Source organism: Lysobacterales bacterium, from assembly GCA_016721845.1.
Lineage (GTDB): Bacteria > Pseudomonadota > Gammaproteobacteria > Xanthomonadales > Ahniellaceae > JADKHK01.
The window spans coordinates 1,442,536-1,464,367 of record JADKHK010000013.1; the positions used below are offsets into that span (position 1 = coordinate 1,442,536).

Consider the following 21,832-nt stretch of genomic DNA (forward strand, 5'->3'; position numbering starts at 1 on the left):
CCTCGATGGGCGCCCTTGCAGGAGTTGGCGGAGTGGACGGGGCTCGAACCCGCGACCCCCGGCGTGACAGGCCGGTATTCTAACCAACTGAACTACCACTCCGTTTTCTTCTGGTGGGTGCTGAGGGTTTCGAACCCCCGACCCTCGCCTTGTAAGGGCGACGCTCTACCGCTGAGCTAAGCACCCAGCGAAGCGCATTAGTTTATTGCATCCTTGAGCGCTTTGCCAGCCTTGAACGCAGGAATTTTCGACGCCTTGATCTTGATCGTCGCGCCGGTACGCGGATTGCGACCCGTGCGAGCGGCGCGCTTGCGAACGGCAAACGTACCAAAGCCGACGAGCGACACGCTGTCACCCTTCTTCAGCGACTTCTTGACCACTTCGATCATGGCATCCAGCGCGCGACCGGCATCGGCCTTGCTCAGCTCAGCGTGATCTGCAATCGCGCTGACGATATCTGCTTTGTTCATGTGTCACTCCCTCAGGATATCTGGGTAATCGGCTTGGGCTTTATCCCGTCGCGCGTAGCAAGATAGTGCTGCGTCGAATCGGATCCACCACACATGAGTCCGGCGATTCGTTCGCGTCCGTACTCGTGCCATGGGCGCGCTTTTATACCAGTCCAATTCTGGTCACGCAACAAAATAGCGAGGAAAAATGCGCGTTCCGTCAGTGTTTCAAGGGCGCGCCATCACTCTTGACCTCACCTTCGATCTTGGCCGCTGGCACGACTTCCGCCGTCGCTGTGACGACGTCCGCAGTCTGCTTCTGCACCGCCACGAGCGGTCGCTCAAGAGCGATGTCCAGCACTTCATCAATCCAGCGCACCGGACGAATCTCGATGGCTTCGGTGATGTTCTTCGGTATGTCGACGAGATCCTTTCGATTGTCCTCGGGAATGATGACCGTCTTGATGCCACCACGATGTGCAGCCAGCAACTTCTCCTTCAACCCGCCGATCGGCAGCACGCGTCCGCGCAACGTGATCTCCCCGGTCATCGCGAGATCGGAACGCACCGGCACCTTGGTCAGCGCAGAGACCAGCGCCGTGCACATGGCAATGCCTGCACTCGGGCCGTCCTTCGGTGTCGCGCCCTCTGGAACATGAATGTGAATGTCGGACTTCTGGTGGAACTCGGCGTCGATGCCGAAACGATCGGCACGCGCGCGCACGACCGACAGCGCTGCCTGGATCGACTCCTGCATCACGTCGCCCAGCTGTCCGGTGTGGATCAACTTGCCCTTGCCTGCCACGGTGGTGGCTTCGATGCTGAGCAGATCTCCACCGACTTGCGTCCACGCTAGTCCGGTGACCAGTCCGACTTCATTCTGCTGTTCGGCGCGACCAAAATCGAAGCGCCGCACACCGAGATACTTCTCGACCTGCGACGCGCCGACATCGATCATCGTCGACTTGGCCTTGCCGCGCTTTCCCCCGGCCGGATTTTTTTCTCCCGCGAGGAGGATCTCCTTGACCACCTTGCGGCAGATCTTGGCGATCTCGCGATCGAGATTGCGAACGCCGGACTCGCGCGTGTAGTAACGCACGATGTCGCGCAACGCTTCGTCGCGGATGTGCAGTTCGCTGGCCTGCAGTCCTGCCGCCTTCATTTCCTTGGTCACCAGATAGCGCGAAGCGATGCTGATCTTCTCTTCCTCGGTATAGCCGGGAATGCGAATGATCTCCATGCGGTCGAGCAAGGCCGGTGGGATGTTGAGGCTGTTCGCAGTGGCGATGAACATCACTTCGGACAAGTCGAAATCGACTTCGAGATAGTGATCGTTGAAGGTGTGGTTCTGTTCCGGATCGAGCACTTCCAGCAAGGCCGATGAAGGATCGCCACGGAAGTCCGTCGACATCTTGTCGATCTCGTCGAGCATGACCAATGGATTGCGCACGCCGACCTTGGACAGGTTCTGGATCACGCGTCCCGGCATCGATCCGATGTAGGTGCGGCGATGTCCGCGGATCTCGGCTTCGTCGCGCACGCCGCCAAGCGCCATGCGCACGAACTTGCGATTCGTGGCCTTGGCGATCGATTGACCGAGCGAGGTCTTGCCCACGCCAGGGGGGCCGACCAGACACAGGATGGGGCCCTTCAGTTTCTTGACACGCTGCTGGACGGCAAGATATTCGAGGATGCGTTCCTTCACCTTTTCCAGACCGTAGTGATCGGTGTCGAGCACGTGCTCGGCCTGCTTCAGTTCCCGGCGCACCTTGGTGCGCTTCTTCCATGGCGCACCGATCAGCCAGTCGAGATAGTTGCGCACGACCGTGGCTTCCGCCGACATCGGCGACATCTGCTTGAGCTTGTTGAGTTCGTTTCGCGCCTTTGTCGCAACGACCTTCGGCATGCCTGCGGTCGCGATCTTCTTCGCGAGCTCCTCGAGTTCGTTCGGCGCAGCCTCGTCCAGATCGCCCAATTCCTTCTGGATCGCCTTCATCTGCTCGTTGAGGTAGTACTCGCGCTGACTCTTCTCCATCTGCGACTTGACGCGGCCACGGATGCGCTTCTCCATTTGCTGCATGTCGATCTCGCCAGTGACGAAACCGATCAGCAACTCCAGCCGCGCGAAGACGTCGATCGCTTCGAGCACGCGTTGCTTGTCCTGAAGCCGGATCGACAGATGGGCGGCGATGGTGTCGGCAAGGCGACCGGCATCGTCAAGCCCAGCCAGCGTCGTCATCAATTCCGGCGGCACCTTGCGATTGATCTTGATGAACTGCTCGAACATCGACAACAGCGACTTCGACGCAGCCTCGATCTCGCGTTCGTCGCGCTGCGTCGCCAGATCGATCTCTCCGACCGACGCAGTGACGAAACTGCCGGTGTCGACGATCTCCGACACGCGCGCGCGCGCGCCGCCCTCGACCAACACCTTGATGGTGCCATCGGGAAGTTTCAGCAGTTGCAGCACCGTCGCCAGAGTGCCGATGTGATAAAGGTCGTCGGCACCCGGGTCATCGGTGTCTGGACTTTTCTGCGCGAGCAGGACGATCTGCTTGTCGCCCTCCATCGCCGCGTCCAATGCACGAATGGACTTCTCTCGCCCGACAAAGAGCGGAATCACCATGCTCGGGTAAACAACGACATCACGCAGCGGCAAGACCGGCACGTTGGCTTCGTTCGTGGATATGGACTTGAGCGTCATGCGTCTCTCCGGATCAGGAGTGCAAGCGCACCTTGCGCTTGCCGTCATGTTGCGTCAAGTGAGGCCGGCCGTGTCGAATGCAAGCGGGCCGGCAAGACTGGGAGCCGTCAGTCTCCGGAAGCAGCACGCACCGCAGGTTGCGGGATGCTGCTGTAGATCAGGTAAGGCTCGGCCGAACCATTGATCACACCTTCATCGACCACGACCTTGCTGACATTCTCCAGGGACGGAAGGTCATACATGGTTTCCAGCAGTACCTGCTCGATGATCGTGCGCAGGCCGCGCGCGCCAGTGCGGCGCTTGAGCGCCTTCCGGGCAACGGCACGCAGGGCGTCTTCGCGGAACTCGAGCTCGACACCTTCCATCTCGAACAGTTTCCGGAACTGCTTCGCGATCGCGTTCTTGGGCTCGCTGAGGATCTTGATCAAGGCATCCTCGTCCAATTCATCCAGCGTTGCGACAACCGGCAAGCGACCGACAAACTCCGGAATCAATCCGAACTTGATCAGGTCTTCAGGCTCGATGGTCTTCAGCACGTCGCCCACGCTGACACGCTTGTCCTTGCTGCGAATCTCGGCGGAAAAGCCGATCCCGGTCGATTCCGAACGCGACTGGATGATCTTTTCCAGACCGGCAAATGCGCCACCGCAAATGAAAAGAATATTGCGCGTGTCGACCTGCAGGAATTCCTGTTGCGGATGCTTGCGGCCACCCTGCGGCGGAACCGAGGCAATCGTGCCTTCGATCAGCTTCAACAGTGCTTGCTGCACACCTTCACCGGACACGTCGCGAGTGATCGACGGGTTCTCGGACTTGCGTGAAATCTTGTCGATTTCGTCGATGTAGACGATCCCGGTCTGCGCCTTCTCAACGTCGTAATCGCACTTCTGGAGCAGCTTCTGGATGATGTTCTCGACGTCCTCGCCGACATAACCGGCTTCGGTCAGCGTCGTCGCGTCGGCAATCGTGAACGGAACATTGAGCAGACGTGCCAGCGTTTCCGCGAGCAGGGTCTTGCCGGAACCGGTCGGACCGACCAGCAGGATGTTGCTCTTCGACAATTCGATGTCGTCGCTGCGCTGACGCGATTCGAGGCGCTTGTAGTGGTTGTAGACGGCGACGGCAAGCACCTTCTTGGCGCGCGACTGGCCAACCACATACTGGTCCAACGTATCGAGGATCTCGCGCGGCTTCGGCAGGTGGCTGCGCGCCGTCGCCGCCTTCTCTTCCAGTTCTTCGCGGATGATGTCGTTGCAGAGTTCGACGCATTCGTCGCAGATGAACACCGACGGACCGGCAATCAGCTTGCGCACTTCATGCTGGCTCTTGCCGCAGAAGGAGCAATAGAGAACCTTGGTGGATTCGCCGCGGGTGCTTCGATCGTCGCTCATCTTGCGTGTGGTTCCTGACTGCGTCTCGTGTTTCGGAGCGCAGAATAGCACAGCGCATCCTGTGCCCTGTCAGCACCGGATGCGATGATTCGTAAGGGAAATGGTGTCGAGACTCAGCTCGCCTTGACGCTGTCGGTCGGGCGGCTCGCGAGGACCGAATCGACCAGGCCGTAGTCGCGGGCTTCGTCCGCACTCATGAAATAGTCGCGATCGACATCACGCTCGATCTGTTCCAGCGACCGACCGGTGTGCTCCGCCATCATCGCGTTCAACTTCGCCTTGATCGACAGGATCTCCTTGGCGTGGATCGCGATGTCGGACGCTTGACCGGAGAAACCGGCCGAAGGCTGGTGAATCATCACGCGCGAATTCGGCAGGCAGAATCGCTTGCCCTTCGCGCCTGCCGAAAGCAGGAAGGCGCCCATGCTGGCCGCCTGACCAATGCAGATCGTGCTCACGTCCGACTTGATGAACTTCATCGTGTCGTAGATCGCCAAGCCGGCAGTCACCGAACCGCCTGGACTGTTGATGTACAGGCTGATGTCCTTGTCCGGATTCTCGGATTCGAGGAACAGCATCTGCGCCACGATCACGTTGGCCATGTAGTCCTCGACCGGGCCGACGCAGAAGATCACCCGCTCCTTCAGCAGGCGCGAGTAGATGTCATACGCACGCTCGCCGCGCGAGGTCTGTTCGACCACCATCGGTACCAGGTTCAATCCTGTGATCACGTCGATTCTCCTTCAGGTTGCCGGCAGTCGTGGGGGCGAGGCCGCGTCAATTCAACGCGGCGCCTGCATCAGCTGTTGAAAACTCACGAACTGCGGCGCAACCTTGGCATGTTCGAACACCCAGTCGACCACCTCGTCTTCCATCGCACGGATACGCAGGCCAGCCATCAGCTGCTGATCGCGCAGGTACATCTCGATGACCTTCTGCGGTTCTTCATAGGTCGAGGCAATCGTCGCGAGCATCTCCGAAACACGCTGTTGCGTCGGGCGGATCTGATTGCGGATCGACAGCTCTTCCAGCAGCACGCTGGCATGGACGCGATTGCGCGCCACCGTGCGCATCTGCTCGGTCGGTTCCTTCGGCGCTTCCGATTCGCGACCGTTGCGAGCTGCCGCTTCCTGGGTCTGCGCCAGCAATGCCTGTGTCTCTGCCTCGATGCGCGACTGCGGCAAGTCGAAGCCCTTGAAGTTGAACACCAGCGTATCGACCGCGTGAAGCTTGTTGCGGCCATTCAACGTCGTGCGCATTTCCCGTTCGAGGTTGGCGCGGACATCCTGACGGAACTTCTCCAGGCCGCCGGCGATGCCGAAACTCGCTGCAAATGCCTCGTCCACTTCCGGCAGGCTGGCTTCCTGCACACGCACGAGCTTGATCTGCACGTCGGCCGACTTTCCGGCCAGACCGGGATCGCGAAACTCGGCCGGGAAATTGATGCGCGCCTGCTTTTCGTCACCCGCCGACAGGCCGAGCATTGTGTCTTCAAATTCCTTGAACAGGGCACCGGAGCCGATCACGGTCCCAGCGCGTTCAATTCCCGATGCGGGGAAGCGGTAATCGTTGGCCTGTGCCGAGAATTCGAACACGACCATGTCTGCGGCCTGCGCAGGGCGCTCCACCGGCGACCACTGGCGACGCTGCTGGCGCAGGGTCCCGATCATGCGCTCGACATCGGCATCCTCGACCTTCGATTCGAGACGGGTCAGCGCGAGGTTCGCGACATCGACTTCGCCAACTTCCGGCATGACGTCGAAAGTCGCCGTGTAAACCAGCTCTTCCTTTGGTGCGTCGTTGTCGCGGGCGATACGCGGCGACATCGCCGGTCGCAGCTTCTGCTGGGTGATCGCATCCTGGAACGAACCGCCGATCACGTCGCCGAGAATTTCCGAACGAACCTGCTCGCCGAAGCGCTTTTCGATCACGGTCGCCGGCACCTTGCCGGGCCGGAATCCCTTCAACCGAACGTTCTGGCCCAGTTCACGCATGCGATCGCGAACGCGTTCTTCGTAACGTGCTGCGGGAACGCGCACCGTCATCTTGCGCTCGAGCGTGCTGATCTGTTCGACCGAAACTTGCATGAAAACTCCTGAAAGCTGAACGTGGTTGTTTGCGCGCGGCGTCGCTGGTGCGAAAGGAGAGACTCGAACTCTCACGGGTTGCCCCGCTGGAACCTAAATCCAGTGCGTCTACCGATTCCGCCACTTTCGCATGAAGACGCCGACCGCGGTGTGCTGAACCTGAGAGTGAGAGGAGAAGTGGTGGGCCGTCTAGGACTCGAACCTAGAACCTGCGGATTAAGAGTCCGTTGCTCTACCATTGAGCTAACGGCCCACACTGGAAAACTGGGGTGGATAATGGGATTTGAACCCACGACCCTCGGAATCACAATCCGATGCTCTAACCAACTGAGCTATATCCACCATTGCAACAACAATTACTCCGGTGGCGCGCCCGACAGGACTCGAACCTGCAACCGCCGGCTTAGAAGGCCGGTGCTCTATCCGGTTGAGCTACGGGCGCCGAAACCTGGGACCGGTTGGTCGGGGTAGAGGGATTCGAACCCCCGACATCCTGCTCCCAAAGCAGGCGCGCTACCAGACTGCGCTATACCCCGCTGGTTCCAGTCACGTCGCATTCCAGACGATTTCCGAAGCCGCAGCATGGTACGCATCACGCCCACCAACGTCAACGAAGTCCGACTGGAAAACATCCACTCAACCGATATCGTTCAAACGAAGCGGGGCGCTTTCGCGCCCCGCTTCGTCTCAACCATATTGGCGCGCCCGGAGAGATTCGAACTCCCGACCACCAAGTTCGTAGCCTGGTACTCTATCCAACTGAGCTACGGGCGCAAGCAAGGAGCGGAATTATGGATGGCTCCAGCGAACTCGTCAACACTCCGCGCGAATATTTTTCGCACGATGTCGTCACCAGTCACACATAAAACAAATGGCCCACATGGGGCCACTGCATGACTGGCGGAGAGAGAGGGATTCGAACCCTCGATAAGGCTTTTGACCCTATACTCCCTTAGCAGGGGAGCCCCTTCGGCCTCTCGGGCATCTCTCCGGGAATCAATCGTCTTGTGGCACTGCGCCTGCGTCAGTCGGCGCATCCTTGTGCCCTTCCTGCTCGCGACGAATGCGCTGGTAAATCTCCTCGCGATGCACTGCGAGATCTTTCGGGGCATTGATGCCGATCCGTACCTGGTTGCCTTTCACGCCGAGAACGGTGACCGTGACCTGGTCTCCGATCATCAGCGTCTCACCAACACGACGCGTCAGAATCAACATGTCTATCTCCCCCCGGTGCAGACAGAACCGCCGCCTGACCGTGCAGTCCATCGCGAACATCGGCCATTGCCGCCTCGCGATGGATACTACAGACCACATATCCCATCCGCAACGAAAACGAAGGCCGCCCAAAGGCGGCCTCGGAAGTGGCGTCCCCAAGGGGATTCGAACCCCTGTTACAGCCGTGAAAGGGCCGTGTCCTAGGCCTCTAGACGATGGGGACTTGCATTCCTTCGTGGTGGAGCCAGCCGGAGTCGAACCGGCGGCCTCTACAATGCCATTGTAGCGCTCTACCAGCTGAGCTATGGCCCCCGCGAAAGGGCGCGCATAATAACAGTTGATGCCCCGCCGTCAACAGCTGCGGAAGAAATATTTCGGCATTGCACCCTTGCGGTTGCACCTTGCAACTTCATCGCCGACGCAATGTGTTTGCTTGCCCGGATATGACCCCTGTGCTGCAATCCGGACGAATGCCTGCGAGCTGGTGCTTGCGGCCCTGGAATGCGGTAAACGGGAGAAACACGCATGCAGTTCGAGCGCCCCTGGCTGGCCACTTACCCGAAGAACGTGCCGGCGGAAATCGACGTCACCGCTTACGGCTCGATCATCGCCGTGCTTCGCGAGGCCTGCGATACCTATCGCCAGAAACCCGCGTTCACGAACATGGGAAAGACCATCACTTATGACGATCTCGATACGCTGAGCGCGAATTTCGCGTCTTATCTTCTCAATGATCTCAAGCTCAAGAAGGGTGATCGCATCGCGATCATGCTGCCGAATCTGCTGCAGTACCCAGTCGCGATCTTCGGCGCATTGCGGGCCGGCCTGACCGTCGTCAATACCAATCCGATGTACACGGCGCGCGAACTCAAGCATCAGCTCAATGATGCCGGCGCCAGCGCGATCGTGGTGCTCGACAATTTCGCCGCCACACTCAGCGAGGTGTTGAAGGAGACGCAGATCAAGCAGGTGATCACCACCGGGATCGGCGATCTGCTCGGCTTCCCCAAGTCGCTGATCGTGAATTTTGTCGCGAAGCACGTGAAGAAGATCGTGCCCGACTACCAGATCAGTGGTGCCGTGCGTTTCAATGAGGCGTTGGCCGCCGGCGCACGCAAGCCGGCGCCGAAGGTCGACCTCGTGGCCGACGACATCGCCTTCCTGCAATACACCGGTGGCACCACCGGCGTTGCCAAGGGCGCCATGCTCACGCACCGCAACCTGATCTCAAACATGCAGATGGTGTCGGCGTGGTTCGGCGCCAACATCAAGCTCGGCGAAGAAGTGATGATCACTGCGCTGCCGCTCTATCACATCTTCGCGCTGACCTGTAATTGCCTCGTCTTCATCAAGTTCGGCGGCATCAACGTGCTGATCACCAATCCCCGCGACATGCCGGGCTTCGTCAAGGAGCTGTCGAACACGCCCTTCACCGCGATTACCGGCGTGAACACGCTGTTCAACGGACTGCTGAACACGCCCGGCTTTGCCGACGTCGATTTCTCGCACCTGAAGATGAGTTTCGGCGGCGGCATGGCGGTGCAGCGCGCCGTTGCGGAGCGTTGGAAGAAGGTGACTGGTTGCACGCTGATCGAGGGATTCGGCATGACCGAAAGCTCGCCGGTCGCGACCATCAATCCGCTCGAGAATGCCGAATACAGCGGTTCGATCGGACTGCCGGCACCCTCCACGGACCTGTGCGTCCAGGACGAAGACGGCAAGATTCTCGGCATGGGTGACATCGGCGAAATCTGCATTCGCGGCCCGCAGGTGATGAAGGGCTACTGGCAACGTCCGGAGGACACCGCAAAGACCATCGTCGATGGCTGGCTGCGCACCGGCGACATGGGCAAGTTCGACGAAAAGGGATTCTTCTATATCGTCGACCGCAAGAAGGACATGATCCTCGTCTCCGGCTTCAACGTGTACCCGAACGAGATCGAGGATGTCGTCGCGACCATGTCGGGGGTGCTTGAAGTCGCCGCGGTGGGCGTACCGGATGACAAGTCCGGCGAGGCGGTGAAATTGGTGATCGTGCGCAAGGATCCGAGCCTGACCATCGAGCAGATCAAGGCCCACTGCAAGGACAACCTGACCGGCTACAAGCAGCCCAAGATCATCGAATTCCGCGACAGCCTGCCGAAAACCAATGTCGGCAAGATCCTGCGTCGCGAACTGCGCGACGCCGCCAAGCCGAACACCTGAACAGGCAAGCGCTGAATGCCGTCAGCGCTCGACTTCCGGGCGCATGTACGGGAACAGCAGCACATCGCGGATCGAAGGCACGTCCGCGATCAGCATGACCAGGCGGTCGATGCCGACACCGAGGCCTCCGGTGGGTGGCAACCCGTATTCCAGTGCGCGAATGTAGTCGGCGTCGAAATGCATGGCTTCGTCGTCGCCGGCGTCCTTGGCATCGACCTGGGCCTGGAAACGCGCTGCCTGATCTTCAGGATCATTCAATTCCGAAAAACCGTTCGCGAGCTCCTTGCCGCCGATGAACAGTTCGAAGCGGTCGGTGATGCCGGGGTCAAGATCGTTGGCGCGCGCCAGCGGAGAAACTTCGGTCGGATGCGCCGTGATGAAGGTCGGCTGCACCAGATGCTGCTCGACGGTCTTTTCGAAGATTTCGAGCAGGAGTTTGCCCCAGCCGTAGTCCTTCTTGACGTGGATGCCGAGGCGCGCGCAGTGCGCGGCCATGGCTTCACAATCTTGCAGCTCCTCGCGCTTGATTTCAGCATTCGCGGCCAACACGGCATCGTCCATGCGCGTGCGCGCGAAGGCCGGACCGACATCGATCGCACGACCTTCCCAGCTCAACGCGGTCGTTCCGGCGCCGGCAACGGCAGCCGCACGGATCATCGCTTCGGTCATGTCCATGACTTCGTTGAACGTGGCATAGGCCTCGTACGATTCGAGCATCGTGAATTCGGGATTGTGGCGAGTGCTCACGCCTTCGTTGCGGAAATTGCGGTTGATCTCGAAGACGCGGTCCAGGCCGCCGACCACAAGACGCTTCAGGTACAGCTCCGGCGCGACGCGGAGGTACATCTGCAGGTCGAGTGCGTTGTGGTGGGTCACGAACGGCCGCGCCGTCGCACCACCAGGGATCGGATGCATCATCGGCGTCTCGACTTCGACGAAACCGCGCCCCTCCATGAATCCGCGGATCGCGCGAATCGCGCGAGAACGGAGCGCGAACACGCGTCGCGATTCTTCGTTGACGATGAGATCCACGTAGCGCTGGCGATAGCGCTGTTCGACGTTTTCGAGGCCGTGCCACTTGTCCGGCAGCGGGCGCAGCGACTTGGTCAGCAGACGCAGTGCGTCGACCTTGATCGACAGCTCGCCGGTCTTGGTCCGCATGAGCTGCCCTTCGGCCGCAACGATGTCACCGACATCGAATCCCTTGAAGGCTTCGTAGGTATCACCGAGCGTGCTCTGCTGCAGGAACAGCTGGATGCGTCCACTCTGATCCTGGATCTGCGTGAACGCAGCCTTCCCCATCAAGCGTTTCGCGAGCATGCGCCCAGCCACGCGCACGCGGCGCGTGCTGGCGTCGATGGCTTCCGCGGTCCAGCGATCCTTGTCGTTGAATTCGTCCTGCAACGCACCGGCAAACGCGTCCGGATGGAAATCGTTCGGGTACGCATTGCCCTGATCGCGCAGCGCATGCAGCTTGGCGCGACGCTCGGCGATCAGGCGGTTCTCGTCGATGGGCGCGGTAGCGGTCGGATCGGTCATGGCGTTTCCCGTGATCAGGCGTCGGCGCGCTTGGAACCGGCTTCGAGGCCGGATTTGAGACTGGCTTCGACGAACTCATCGAGGTCGCCATCGAGCACTTTCTGCGTGTCGGTACGCTCGACCCCGGTGCGCAAATCCTTGATGCGCGACTGGTCGAGCACATAGGAGCGGATCTGCGAACCCCAGCCGATGTCCGACTTGGTGGCTTCGAGTGCCGCTTTCTCGGTGTTGCGCTTCTGCAGTTCCAGCTCGTACAGCTTTGCTTTCAGCATCTTCATCGCGTTGTCGCGATTCTGATGCTGCGAGCGTCCGGTCTGGCAGGCGACGACGGTATTCGTCGGCACATGCGTGATGCGCACCGCCGATTCGGTCTTGTTGACATGCTGGCCGCCGGCACCGGATGACCGGTATACGTCGGTCCGCAAATCGGCCGGGTTGATCTCGATGTCGATGTCGTCATCGACTTCCGGCGACACGAACACCGAGGTGAACGACGTGTGGCGGCGATTGTCGGAATCGAACGGCGACTTGCGCACCAGGCGATGCACGCCGGTTTCGGTCTTCAGCCAGCCGTAGGCGTAATCGCCTTCGACACGGAAGGTCGCGCTTTTGAGTCCTGCGACTTCGCCGGCAGAGGCCTCGAGCAGTTCAGCTTTCCAGCCGCGCTTTTCGGCGAAGCGCAAATACATGCGCAGGAGCATCTCGGCCCAATCCTGGGCCTCGGTGCCGCCTGCACCCGACTGGATGTCGACGAACGCGGCATGCGCGTCCATCTTGCCCGAGAACATGCGCTGGAACTCGAGCCGCTCGACGCGCGCGGCCTGGGCATCGAGATCGTCGCGCACGGCGATTGCAGTGCTGTCGTCATTCTCGGCAATCGCCATCTCGAGCAATTCGCCCGCCTCAGTCAGGGTATTCGTCAGACCGGAAATTTCGCCGACGATCTTCTCCAGCAAGGCGCGTTCGCGGCCCAACTCCTGGGCACGCGCCGGGTTCTCCCAGATGCTCGGCAACTCGAGCTCGCGGCTTACTTCCTCGAGGCGTTCGCTCTTGATGTCGAAGTCAAAGATACCCCCTGAGCGAGGTGACGCGCTCCAGCAGGTCCGCGATGCGGGCTGCAATCGGATTGGTTTCGATCATGGCGATGGTTCGCTGAAAAACGGCCGGCGAGAATACCAGAGCCGCACTGGAGCCAGCGCACGAATGCCGCCTCAGGCCGGGCTGAAATGCCTGACCAGCAGTTTGACGCGGCGCTCGCCGCGCCACTCGTCCACGATCGGCTGGAACACTGCAACGATGCGTCCTGCAGGCAGCGTGCCGCTGAAGGCACCAAAGGCGATCGCTTCCAGCGTGATTCCCCCGCGATCCGCGAGCCGCATCGCGACATGGCGTTCACCGACGACCCGCGCGGAAACGATGTCGAACTCGCCGTCGAACTGCGGTTCCGGAAATGCCTGACCCCAGGGGCCGCCGTCGCGCAGCGCTTCGGCCAGCGCCAGATCGATGGCGCGACCGTCCAGTTCGCCATCACTCCAGATCTCCGCTGCAAGCGCCGCAGGGTCGACGCGTTCCAGCGCCAGCGCCGCGATCGCCACTCGGAATCGATCGAAATGGGCGACATCGAGACTGAGTCCGGCCGCCATGGCGTGACCACCGAAGCGCAGGATCAGGCCAGGCTCGCGCATGTCGAGTTCCGCGATCAGGTCGCGCAGGTGCACGCCCGGCACCGAACGCGCCGACGCCTTCAGCTCGCTGCTGCCCTCGCCCGCTGACGCGAAAGCAAACACCGGACGATGCACTCGCTCCTTGATCTTCGACGCGACCAGACCGATCACTCCGGGATGCCAATCGGGCTCATGCAGGCACAGCACCGGCGGCAGATCGCCGTCGAGTTGCAGGTGCGCGACTGCCGCCTCGGCCTGATCGACCATGTCCTGCTGCACGCCGCGGCGCTCTGCATTGATCGCGTCCAGTCGCGCGGCCAGCGCACGCGCGGCCGGCGGGTCATCGCTGCACAGACAAGCGATGCCGACGCTCATGTCGTCGAGTCGCCCGGCCGCATTCACCCGTGGACCGATGCTGAAGCCGAGGTCGGTCGCGGTCAGCTCCGCCGCGCGTCGCTTCGCGACCTCGATCAGGGCGGCAATGCCCGCGCTCGCAAGCCCCGCACGAATCCGCTTCAGACCGGCGGACACGAGCACGCGATTATTGTGATCGAGCGGCACCAGATCGGCCACCGTGCCGAGGGCAACGAGATCGAGCAAGCTCGACAGATCCGGTTCGCCGCCGCCCGCATAAACACCGGCATCGCGCAGGGACGCGCGCAAGGCCAGCAGCAGATAGAACATCACACCGACGCCGGCCAGCATCTTGCTCGGAAAACCATCACCGCGCAGATTGGGATTCACGATCGCGTCGGCTTCCGGCAATGCATCCGGCGGCAGATGATGATCGGTGACCAGCACGCGGCATCCGGCCTGCTTCGCCGCACGCACGCCCGGAAGACAGGCAATACCGCTGTCGACGGTGACCAGCAGATCCGGCGCCCCGTCGGCGACGATATCCGCGACCAGTGCCGGCGTCAGACCATATCCGTGGATCACGCGATTCGGAACGCGCACATCGACACGTCGCGCACCGAACATGCGCAGTCCGCGATATGCAACCGCGGCACCGGTCGCACCGTCGCAATCGAAATCGCCGACGATCAGAATTCGGGCATCACGCTCGATCGCGTCGCGCAGCAGCGCGCAGGCCGTACCGAGACCCCCGAGTTGCGAGGGCGCGTGCATGCGTGACAATCGCAGGTCGAGCTGTTCGCGCGACAACACGCCGCGTGCCGCATAAACACGCGCGAGCACCGGATGCAATGCCGCCTCGGCGAGCACGCTCGCATCGGGCACCGCGCGGCGACGCAGGGCCGGTGTCATCGTCATGTCGGCTCGCGTCGCCAGAAGCGCAGCCGATGCCACGATCGCCAGACGAAGCGTTCGCCACTCTCCAATGCGATGTCGAGCGCCGACGACTGCTCGAGCCATCGCGATCGGGCCAATACCGTCGCCACCACATCGTCGCGCGCGTCGACCAGCAGCGCCGGCGTCACATCGGCGAGGTCGTGTCGCACCGGAATACCGGCGACATCGGCACACCCCAGGACCAGCGGATCGCGCGACATCACCGCCGCGACGCGCGTCGACCATGCGTTCGGGGCGACCCCGTCACCGTGCAGCCAAAGGCTGTTGATCTCGGGCAGGCTGCGCTCGCGGCGCGCGCGATTCAGCGCGTGATCATGCAGCGCCATCTGCAACTCATTGAGCCAGCGGCGCGTGACGCGACCGCCATCGCCCGGCGGCAGGGCGTCGTCGATGTAGGCACCAAGCACCTGCTCCGGCGTACCGCCGCCAATGGGCGGATGCAGCGGATCAGGCTGCACGTACCAGCGATCCGGCGTCGCGGCATGGAAACGCCAACCCGCGTCATCGAACAAGGGGCGCAGGGCCGCCTCGAACATCGGCAACTCGTCTTCGGGGATGCGCAGTCCGCCGCAGGCGAGCATGCGCACGCCGGCCGTCTCGACCCGCAGATGACAGGGATCGGCACGCAGCCAGCGCCCGTCGTGATCGTCCGGCGCGTCGACTCGACGCGTCAGTGCCGCGACGGCAGGGAGGTCGGGACATTCGAGAAACACGGTGCTCAGGAGCGCATTCGCGCCGGCCACAGCATCCGGCAGCCGCGTCGCGGTCGACAGCAGCCGCCGCAGCGCCGGCACGCGTCCGACCAGCGCGCCGAGATGGCGTCGCGGCGGCAGCCACAACATCTGCGGCATCGAACTACTCGTAGCGGACCGCCATCACTTCGTATTCGCGACTGCCGTTTGCGGCATGCAGCTCCACGGTATCGCCTTCGCTCTTGCCGACCAGCGCACGCGCCATCGGCGAGGTCACCGAGATCAGCCCCTGCTTGATGTCGGCTTCGAGCTCGCCGACGATCTGATAGGTGACTTCGTTGTTGTTGTGCAGCTCCAGCAGATCGACCGTCGCGCCGAAAACGATGCGCGTGCCGGCATTGAGCTGGCTGATGTCGATCACTTCCGCAAACGACAAGGCAGCCTCGAGCTCGTTGATGCGGCCTTCGGTGAAGCCCTGCTGTTCGCGCGCGGCGTGGTATTCGGCGTTCTCCTTGAGATCGCCATGGGCACGCGCTTCCGCGATCGCCTGGATGATGCGCGGCCGCTCGACCGACTTCAATCGCTCGAGCTCTTCGCGCAAGCGCTCGACGCCGCGCTTGGTCAGGGGAGGTCTTCTCATGCCTGCAGTTCCCGGTGAAGTTCCTGAAGCGCACTGACGCGCTCCGAATTGCGATAGTCCAGCGAATGCAGCAGGGCGCGTGCACCGGCCACGGTCGTCGAATACGTCACGCGCTGCTGCAGCGCATCGCGACGGATCGAGAACGAGTCGGAGATCGCCTGCTTGCCTTCGGTGGTGTTGATGATGAACACGATCTCGCCGTTCTTGATCGCATCGCCAATGTGCGGCCGTCCATCGAGCACCTTGTTGATGCGCTCGCACGGAAAGCCGCGACTGCGCAGATAATCGCAGGTACCGGCGGTCGCCACCATGGAATAGCCGCGCCTCAGCAATTCTTCGGCCACGACCTCGACGCGCGGCTTGTCGGCGTCGCGCACGCTGACGAATACCTTGCCGAGCGGCGGCGCCTTGATGTTGGCGGCTTCGTGCGCCTTCGCGAAGGCCTCGCCGAAGTTGCGCCCCACGCCCATGACTTCACCGGTTGAACGCATCTCCGGACCGAGGATGGGATCGACGCCCTGGAATTTCAGGAACGGGAAGATCGCTTCCTTGACCGAGTAGTAGCCGGGAATGATTTCGCGTGTCGCCCCTTGCGCGGCCAGCGTCTGCCCGGCCATGCAGCGTGCGGCGATCTTGGCCAGCGGCAGACCGGTCGCCTTCGACACGAAGGGCACGGTGCGCGAGGCGCGCGGATTCACTTCGAGCACGAAGATCGTCTCGCCCTGAATCGCAAACTGCGTATTCATCAAGCCCACGACCTTGAGCGCCTTGGCCATCGCCTGCACCTGCTCGCGCAAGCGGTCCTGGATCGATGCCGACAACGAATACGGCGGCAGCGAACACGAACTGTCCCCCGAGTGCACGCCGGCCTCCTCGATGTGCTCCATGATGCCGCCGATCAACGTGTTGCCTTCGGCGTCGGCGATCAGGTCGACATCGACCTCAACGGCATTGTCGAGGAAGCGATCGAGCAGCACCGGCGACTCGTTCGATACGCGCACCGCGTCGGTGATGTAGCGCCTCAGGTCGGCGTCGCCGTGCACGACTTCCATCGCCCGGCCACCCAGCACGTAGCTCGGACGCACGACCAGCGGATAGCCGATCTCCCGGGCCAGGGCGAGCGCTTCATCGGGGTTGCGGGCCGTGCGGTTCGGCGGCTGCAGAAGTCCGAGCTGATTCACCAGCTTCTGGAAGCGTTCGCGGTCCTCGGCGAGATCGATCGAATCCGGCGAGGTGCCGATCACCGGCACGCCGTTCGCCTCAAGTGCGCGCGCCAGCTTGAGCGGCGTCTGGCCGCCGTACTGCACGATCAGCCCCTTGGGCTTCTCCTTGTGCACGATCTCCAGCACGTCCTCCAGCGTGAGCGGCTCGAAGTAAAGTCGATCCGAGGTGTCGTAGTCGGTGGAGACGGTTTCCGGATTGCAGTTGACCATGATGGTTTCATAGCCGTCATCGCGCAGCGCCAGCGCCGCATGCACGCAGCAGTAATCGAACTCGATGCCCTGCCCGATGCGATTCGGGCCGCCGCCAAGCACGATGATCTTGTCGCGATCGCTGGGCGCGGACTCGCACTCTTCCTCGTAGGTCGAATACAGGTACGCCGTATTGGTCGCGAACTCCGCAGCGCAGGAGTCGACGCGCTTGTAGACCGGACGCACGTTTAAGGCGCGGCGCAGATGGCGCACCGCGTCCTCGTTGGTGCCGACCAGTTGTGCGAGCCGCGCGTCCGAAAATCCGACCCGCTTCAACGCCCGCAGGCGATTCGCATCCAGCGCGGCCAGTCCCTGCTGCGCGAGCTTCTGCTCCATGTGCACCAGTTCCTCGATCTGGCGCAGGAACCAATGATCGATGAAACTGAGGTCGTAGATCTGCTGCAGCGTCAAGCCGGCGCGAAAGGCATCGGCGACGTAGAACACGCGATCGGGGCCGGCTTCGCGCACCTGGCGCTTCAGCTCGATCAGCGCATCCTCGCTGGCGAATTCGTCACGCGTGGGATCGAGGCCGACCTTTCCGGTTTCGAGACCGCGCAGGGCCTTCTGCAGCGACTCCTGGAAGTTGCGGCCCATCGCCATCACTTCGCCGACCGATTTCATCTGCGTGGTCAGGCGCGAATCGGCCGCCGGGAATTTCTCGAACGCGAAGCGCGGAATCTTGGTCACGACGTAGTCGATCGCCGGCTCGAACGAAGCCGGCGTCAGCCCGCCGGTGATGTCGTTGCACAGCTCGTCCAGCGTGTAACCGACCGCCAGCTTGGCGGCGATCTTCGCGATCGGGAAACCGGTCGCCTTCGAAGCCAGTGCCGACGACCGCGACACGCGCGGATTCATTTCGATCACGACGACGCGGCCATCGCGCGCGTTCACGCCGAACTGGACGTTAGAGCCGCCGGTGTCGACGCCGATCTTGCGCAGCACCGCGATCGAGGCGTCGCGCAAGCGCTGGTATTCCTTGTCGGTCAGGGTCTGCGCCGGAGCGACGGTGATCGAGTCGCCGGTATGCACGCCCATCGGATCGAAGTTCTCGATCGAGCAGACGATGATGCAGTTGTCCGCCTTGTCGCGGACCACTTCCATCTCGAATTCCTTCCAGCCCAGCACCGACTCCTCGACCAGCACTTCACTGGTCGGCGACAGTTCGAGGCCGCGCTTGATGATCTCGATGAACTCCTCACGGTTGTAAGCAATGCCGCCGCCGGAGCCGCCGAGCGTGAAGCTCGGACGGATGATGGTCGGATAGCCGACGCGGGTCTGGATGTCGAGCGCCTGCTCCAGGGTGCGTGCCACTTCGGCCTTCGGGCATTCGAGACCGATATCGAGCATGGCGCGACGGAACAGTTCGCGGTCCTCGGCCATGCGGATGGCATCGCGCGAGGCGCCGATCATCTCGACGCCGTACTTCTCCAGCACCCCGTGATCGGCGAGATCGAGCGCGGTGTTCAGCGCGGTCTGTCCGCCCATGGTCGGCAGCACGGCGTCCGGACGTTCCTTGGCGATGATGCGTTCGATCGTGCGCCAGTTGATCGGCTCGATGTAGACGGCGTCCGCCATCTCGGGATCGGTCATGATCGTGGCCGGATTCGAATTGACCAGCACGACGCGATAGCCCTCGGCCTTCAGCGCCTTGCAGGCCTGCGCGCCGGAGTAGTCGAACTCGCATGCCTGGCCGATCACAATGGGACCGGCACCGATGATCAGGATGGTCTTCAGGTCGGAACGCTTGGGCATAAGCACCTCGGCCCCGCACTCGCGCGCAGGACGATTCGATGGATGTGGAATGCGGCGAATTCTACCCGGATCGTTGCAACGATTCCCGGCGCCTGCGCGACTGCCCGCGCGCGGCCCGGAAGATGGCCTGGCCTCAGTTCATCACCTTGACTTCGGCCACCGTGCTGCGGGGAATCTCGATATCCATCGCGAAACCGCGACTCATGTCCTGAATCACCAAGACGGCACGATTGAAGCGCTTCAAGGTGCCCTTGCGCGTGGTGTGCAGGTTGGTCCTGACCACGATGGACTTGCCGACCTGGGTCTCGAGTTCGTCATAGGGCACGATTTGTGGCCCCTTGGGCACGACCGGCGCGGCCGGCTCGGGAGCGGGCGTCACCACCATCGGCGGGGCGGGCGCGGCGACGGCCTGCGGCTTGAGTTCCGACTTGGGCTGTGGCTTGGCCGCGGGCACGCTGCGCGCCGTGTCAGGGGGATTCAGCGGGTCGAATACCGGGGCCTTCTGCTGCGCCACGGCAGCCATGGCGAACCCCAACAGTGCAAACAGAATGATTCCAGTCTTCATCTGGGCAAACTCAAGCGACGGCCGCTCGCATGGAAGCAGGATTCGCGCCACGACGCCGATGCATTTCGCGCACGAAGGGATCGAACACGCGCGCGACATCATGCGGACCCGGGCTGGCTTCCGGATGCCCCTGGAAGCTGTAGGCCGGCGCGTCGGTCAGCGCAATACCCTGCAGTGACCCATCGAACAGCGAGCGATGGGTCGCCCGGAGGTTCGCCGGCAGCGATGTCTCGTCGACGGCAAAGCCATGGTTCTGCGAGGAAATCATGACGCGGCCGGATTCGAGCTCGATCACCGGGTGGTTGGCGCCGTGATGGCCGAACTTCATCTTCAGCGTCTTCGCGCCGGCCGCCAGCCCGAGCAATTGATGTCCCAGGCAAATCCCGAACGTGGGCAGGCGCGCCGCGATGAACGCCTTGATCGCGCCGATCGCGTAATCACAGGGTTCGGGATCACCCGGACCGTTGGACAGGAACACGCCATCTGGATTCAAGGCGAAGACATCGGACGCGGACGTCTGCGCCGGCACCACGGTGACGCGGCAACCACGATCGACCAGCATGCGCAGGATGTTGTGCTTGATGCCGAAATCATAGGCGACGACGTGCAATTCGCCGGTCTCGCGCGGCGCGCTGCCGCGATCGAGGTCGAAGCTGCCCTGGTCCCAGACGTAGGACTTCGGCGTCGTCACGACCTTGGCGAGATCCATCCCCTTCAGTCCGGGGAAGGCGCGTGCGGCAGCGAGCGCCGCGTCGATGTCGGTCGCTGCGGCGCCCGCCACGATGCAGCCGTTCTGCGCACCTTTTTCGCGCAGGATACGCGTCAGGCGACGGGTGTCGATGTCGGCGATACCGACAATGCCATGCCGACGCAGGTAGTCCGGCAGGGACACCGTGCTGCGCCAATGATCGCTGTGCTGCGTTGCGCTGCGCACGATCAGGCCGGCCGCGTGCACGCCATCGGACTCGACATCGTCGTCGTTGCAGCCGGTGTTGCCGATGTGCGGATAGGTCAACGTGACGATCTGGCGGCTGTAGGACGGATCGGTGAGGATTTCCTGGTAACCGGTCATCGCGGTGTTGAACACCACCTCGCCGGCAGTCAGGCCGTCGGCACCGATCGAGGTGCCATGGAACAGGCTGCCGTCCGCGAGGGCCAGCAGAGCAGGAAGGGTCGGCATGAAACGCTCCGGGGGCGGCAGAGGCCGCGAGCGGGGGCGGATTCTAGCGCAGGAGCAGGCGCGGAGGCGACGAAAACCTCCGCAGGATCGTCACAGTGCGGCAGCGACCGCCTGGTCAAGCGTGTACCGGCCTGCGGATCGACCCGCCATCCAGCGGGCCGCGACCAGGGCACCGCGCGCGAACACCGCGCGCGTGCTGGCGCGATGGGTGAATTCCAGCCGTTCACCCTCGCCGGCAAACAGAATGGTGTGATCGCCGACGATGTCGCCGCCGCGCACGGTCGCAAAACCGATGTCGCCGCGAACGCGCTCGTCCATGTGCCCGTGGCGGGCGAACACGCCCACCTCGTCCAGCGCGCGCCCGCGCGCCTCGGCGATGGCTCGGCCCAGCGTGAGCGCAGTGCCCGAGGGCGCGTCACGCTTGTGGCGATGATGCGCCTCGATGATCTCGACATCGAATTCGTCACCCAGGACTCGCGCCGCCTCGGCGGCCATGCGTCGCAGCAAGGCCACGCCGATGCTGAAATTCGCCGACCACAGGACCGGAATGCGCAGCGCCGCCTGCTCCAGCGCCTCACGCTGCGCCTCGCTCAGGCCGGTGGTGCCGCTGACAAAGGCCATTTCACGCTGGACGGCGAGCGCCAGCGCCGCATCGAAACTGGCGGCGTTCGAGAAATCGATCAGCACATCGGCGCGCGATTCCGGCTCCAGCGCGCTGGCGTAGGCCAATGCCGCGGCGCTGACGGGCCACACCGGCTCACCCGCCAGGCGTGCACCGGGTCGGACCAGGGCGGCGACAAGGTCGATGTCACGCTGCTGCGGCACCAGCGTGAGGATTTCCTGACCCATGCGCCCGGACGCACCGAACAGGATGACGGGGGTGGCTCGGCTCATGGCCCGATCGTAGTGGCTGCGCGCGCCGACGGGGAAGCAAATGTCTCGACGCGTGACACATTTCGCACTAAC

At 62.6% G+C, this 21,832-nt stretch carries 16 protein-coding genes and 11 tRNA genes; 1 reads left to right on the top strand and 26 read right to left on the bottom strand.

What is annotated here, in order from left to right; all coding sequences use genetic code 11:
- Positions 1-25: 25 nt before the first annotated feature.
- The 17 genes from IPP28_13930 to IPP28_14010 all read right to left on the bottom strand — a co-directional run bounded on the left by IPP28_13930 (position 26) and on the right by IPP28_14010 (position 8,158).
- Positions 26-102 (bottom strand) — tRNA-Asp (locus tag IPP28_13930).
- Positions 103-111: 9 nt separating this feature from the next.
- Positions 112-186 (bottom strand) — tRNA-Val (locus tag IPP28_13935).
- An 11-nt stretch (positions 187-197) separates the two neighbouring features.
- Positions 198-470: an HU family DNA-binding protein gene (locus tag IPP28_13940; protein ID MBL0042110.1), complete on the bottom strand. Its 273-nt coding sequence runs from the start codon at positions 468-470 to the stop codon at positions 198-200.
- A gap of 199 nt (positions 471-669) precedes the next feature.
- Complete coding sequence (gene lon, locus IPP28_13945) at positions 670-3,153, bottom strand: endopeptidase La (protein ID MBL0042111.1); 2,484 nt, start codon at positions 3,151-3,153, stop codon at positions 670-672.
- 107 nt (positions 3,154-3,260) lie between these two features.
- A complete protein-coding gene (gene clpX / locus IPP28_13950) occupies positions 3,261-4,544 on the bottom strand; it encodes an ATP-dependent Clp protease ATP-binding subunit ClpX (protein ID MBL0042112.1) in 1,284 nt (427 codons plus the stop codon).
- 113 nt (positions 4,545-4,657) lie between these two features.
- On the bottom strand, positions 4,658-5,248 hold the full coding sequence (clpP, locus tag IPP28_13955) for an ATP-dependent Clp endopeptidase proteolytic subunit ClpP (protein ID MBL0042113.1): 591 nt from the start codon (positions 5,246-5,248) through the stop codon (positions 4,658-4,660).
- A 78-nt stretch (positions 5,249-5,326) separates the two neighbouring features.
- Positions 5,327-6,631 carry a trigger factor gene (locus IPP28_13960; GenBank protein MBL0042114.1) on the bottom strand — a complete coding sequence of 435 codons (1,305 nt, stop codon included), beginning with the start codon at positions 6,629-6,631 and terminating at the stop codon, positions 5,327-5,329.
- A 45-nt stretch (positions 6,632-6,676) separates the two neighbouring features.
- Positions 6,677-6,761 (bottom strand) — tRNA-Leu (locus IPP28_13965).
- 48 nt (positions 6,762-6,809) lie between these two features.
- Positions 6,810-6,884 (bottom strand) — tRNA-Lys (locus tag IPP28_13970).
- Positions 6,885-6,896: 12 nt separating this feature from the next.
- A tRNA-His gene (locus tag IPP28_13975) sits at positions 6,897-6,973 on the bottom strand.
- 23 nt (positions 6,974-6,996) lie between these two features.
- Positions 6,997-7,073, bottom strand: a tRNA-Arg gene (locus IPP28_13980).
- A 17-nt stretch (positions 7,074-7,090) separates the two neighbouring features.
- A tRNA-Pro gene (locus IPP28_13985) sits at positions 7,091-7,167 on the bottom strand.
- Between the two features lie 161 nt (positions 7,168-7,328).
- Positions 7,329-7,405: transfer RNA gene (locus IPP28_13990), tRNA-Arg, on the bottom strand.
- Between the two features lie 124 nt (positions 7,406-7,529).
- A tRNA-Ser gene (locus IPP28_13995) sits at positions 7,530-7,622 on the bottom strand.
- Positions 7,623-7,627: 5 nt separating this feature from the next.
- Positions 7,628-7,846: a carbon storage regulator CsrA gene (csrA, locus tag IPP28_14000; GenBank protein ID MBL0042115.1), complete on the bottom strand. Its 219-nt coding sequence runs from the start codon at positions 7,844-7,846 to the stop codon at positions 7,628-7,630.
- Positions 7,847-7,993: 147 nt separating this feature from the next.
- Positions 7,994-8,069: transfer RNA gene (locus IPP28_14005), tRNA-Glu, on the bottom strand.
- Positions 8,070-8,082: 13 nt separating this feature from the next.
- Positions 8,083-8,158: transfer RNA gene (locus IPP28_14010), tRNA-Ala, on the bottom strand.
- A gap of 213 nt (positions 8,159-8,371) precedes the next feature.
- Here IPP28_14010 and IPP28_14015 point away from each other — a divergent pair.
- Positions 8,372-10,051, top strand: a complete 1,680-nt coding sequence (locus IPP28_14015) for an AMP-binding protein (GenBank protein ID MBL0042116.1) — start codon at positions 8,372-8,374, stop codon at positions 10,049-10,051.
- Between the two features lie 21 nt (positions 10,052-10,072).
- On the opposite strand, the gene lysS is transcribed toward IPP28_14015, so the two are convergent.
- The 9 genes from lysS to IPP28_14060 all read right to left on the bottom strand — a co-directional run bounded on the left by lysS (position 10,073) and on the right by IPP28_14060 (position 21,760).
- Positions 10,073-11,590, bottom strand: a complete 1,518-nt coding sequence (lysS, locus tag IPP28_14020; protein ID MBL0042117.1) for a lysine--tRNA ligase — start codon at positions 11,588-11,590, stop codon at positions 10,073-10,075.
- A gap of 14 nt (positions 11,591-11,604) precedes the next feature.
- Positions 11,605-12,730 (bottom strand): peptide chain release factor 2 gene (gene prfB, locus IPP28_14025; GenBank protein ID MBL0042118.1). Its coding sequence is split into 2 segments (ribosomal slippage): positions 11,605-12,654 and positions 12,656-12,730, totalling 1,125 coding nucleotides; the frame shifts between segments, so codons are not numbered across the junction.
- A 71-nt stretch (positions 12,731-12,801) separates the two neighbouring features.
- Complete coding sequence (recJ, locus tag IPP28_14030; protein ID MBL0042119.1) at positions 12,802-14,526, bottom strand: single-stranded-DNA-specific exonuclease RecJ; 1,725 nt, start codon at positions 14,524-14,526, stop codon at positions 12,802-12,804.
- Positions 14,523-15,416 carry a hypothetical protein gene (locus tag IPP28_14035; GenBank protein MBL0042120.1) on the bottom strand — a complete coding sequence of 298 codons (894 nt, stop codon included), beginning with the start codon at positions 15,414-15,416 and terminating at the stop codon, positions 14,523-14,525. The genes recJ and IPP28_14035 overlap by 4 nt, the downstream gene beginning before the upstream one ends.
- Positions 15,417-15,420: 4 nt before the next feature.
- Positions 15,421-15,897, bottom strand: a complete 477-nt coding sequence (gene greA / locus IPP28_14040; protein ID MBL0042121.1) for a transcription elongation factor GreA — start codon at positions 15,895-15,897, stop codon at positions 15,421-15,423.
- The gene (gene carB, locus IPP28_14045) at positions 15,894-19,121 is read right to left on the bottom strand and encodes a carbamoyl-phosphate synthase large subunit (GenBank protein ID MBL0042122.1); all 3,228 of its coding nucleotides are present in this window, start codon (positions 19,119-19,121) and stop codon (positions 15,894-15,896) included. Before carB ends, greA begins: the two co-directional genes overlap by 4 nt.
- Before the next feature lie 133 nt (positions 19,122-19,254).
- Positions 19,255-19,737 (bottom strand): hypothetical protein, encoded by a 483-nt coding sequence (locus tag IPP28_14050; GenBank protein MBL0042123.1) that lies wholly within the window; start codon positions 19,735-19,737, stop codon positions 19,255-19,257.
- Positions 19,697-20,866: a glutamine-hydrolyzing carbamoyl-phosphate synthase small subunit gene (gene carA, locus IPP28_14055; GenBank protein MBL0042124.1), complete on the bottom strand. Its 1,170-nt coding sequence runs from the start codon at positions 20,864-20,866 to the stop codon at positions 19,697-19,699. The genes IPP28_14050 and carA overlap by 41 nt, the downstream gene beginning before the upstream one ends.
- Before the next feature lie 90 nt (positions 20,867-20,956).
- Positions 20,957-21,760 carry a 4-hydroxy-tetrahydrodipicolinate reductase gene (locus IPP28_14060; protein MBL0042125.1) on the bottom strand — a complete coding sequence of 268 codons (804 nt, stop codon included), beginning with the start codon at positions 21,758-21,760 and terminating at the stop codon, positions 20,957-20,959.
- Positions 21,761-21,832: the final 72 nt, after the last annotated feature.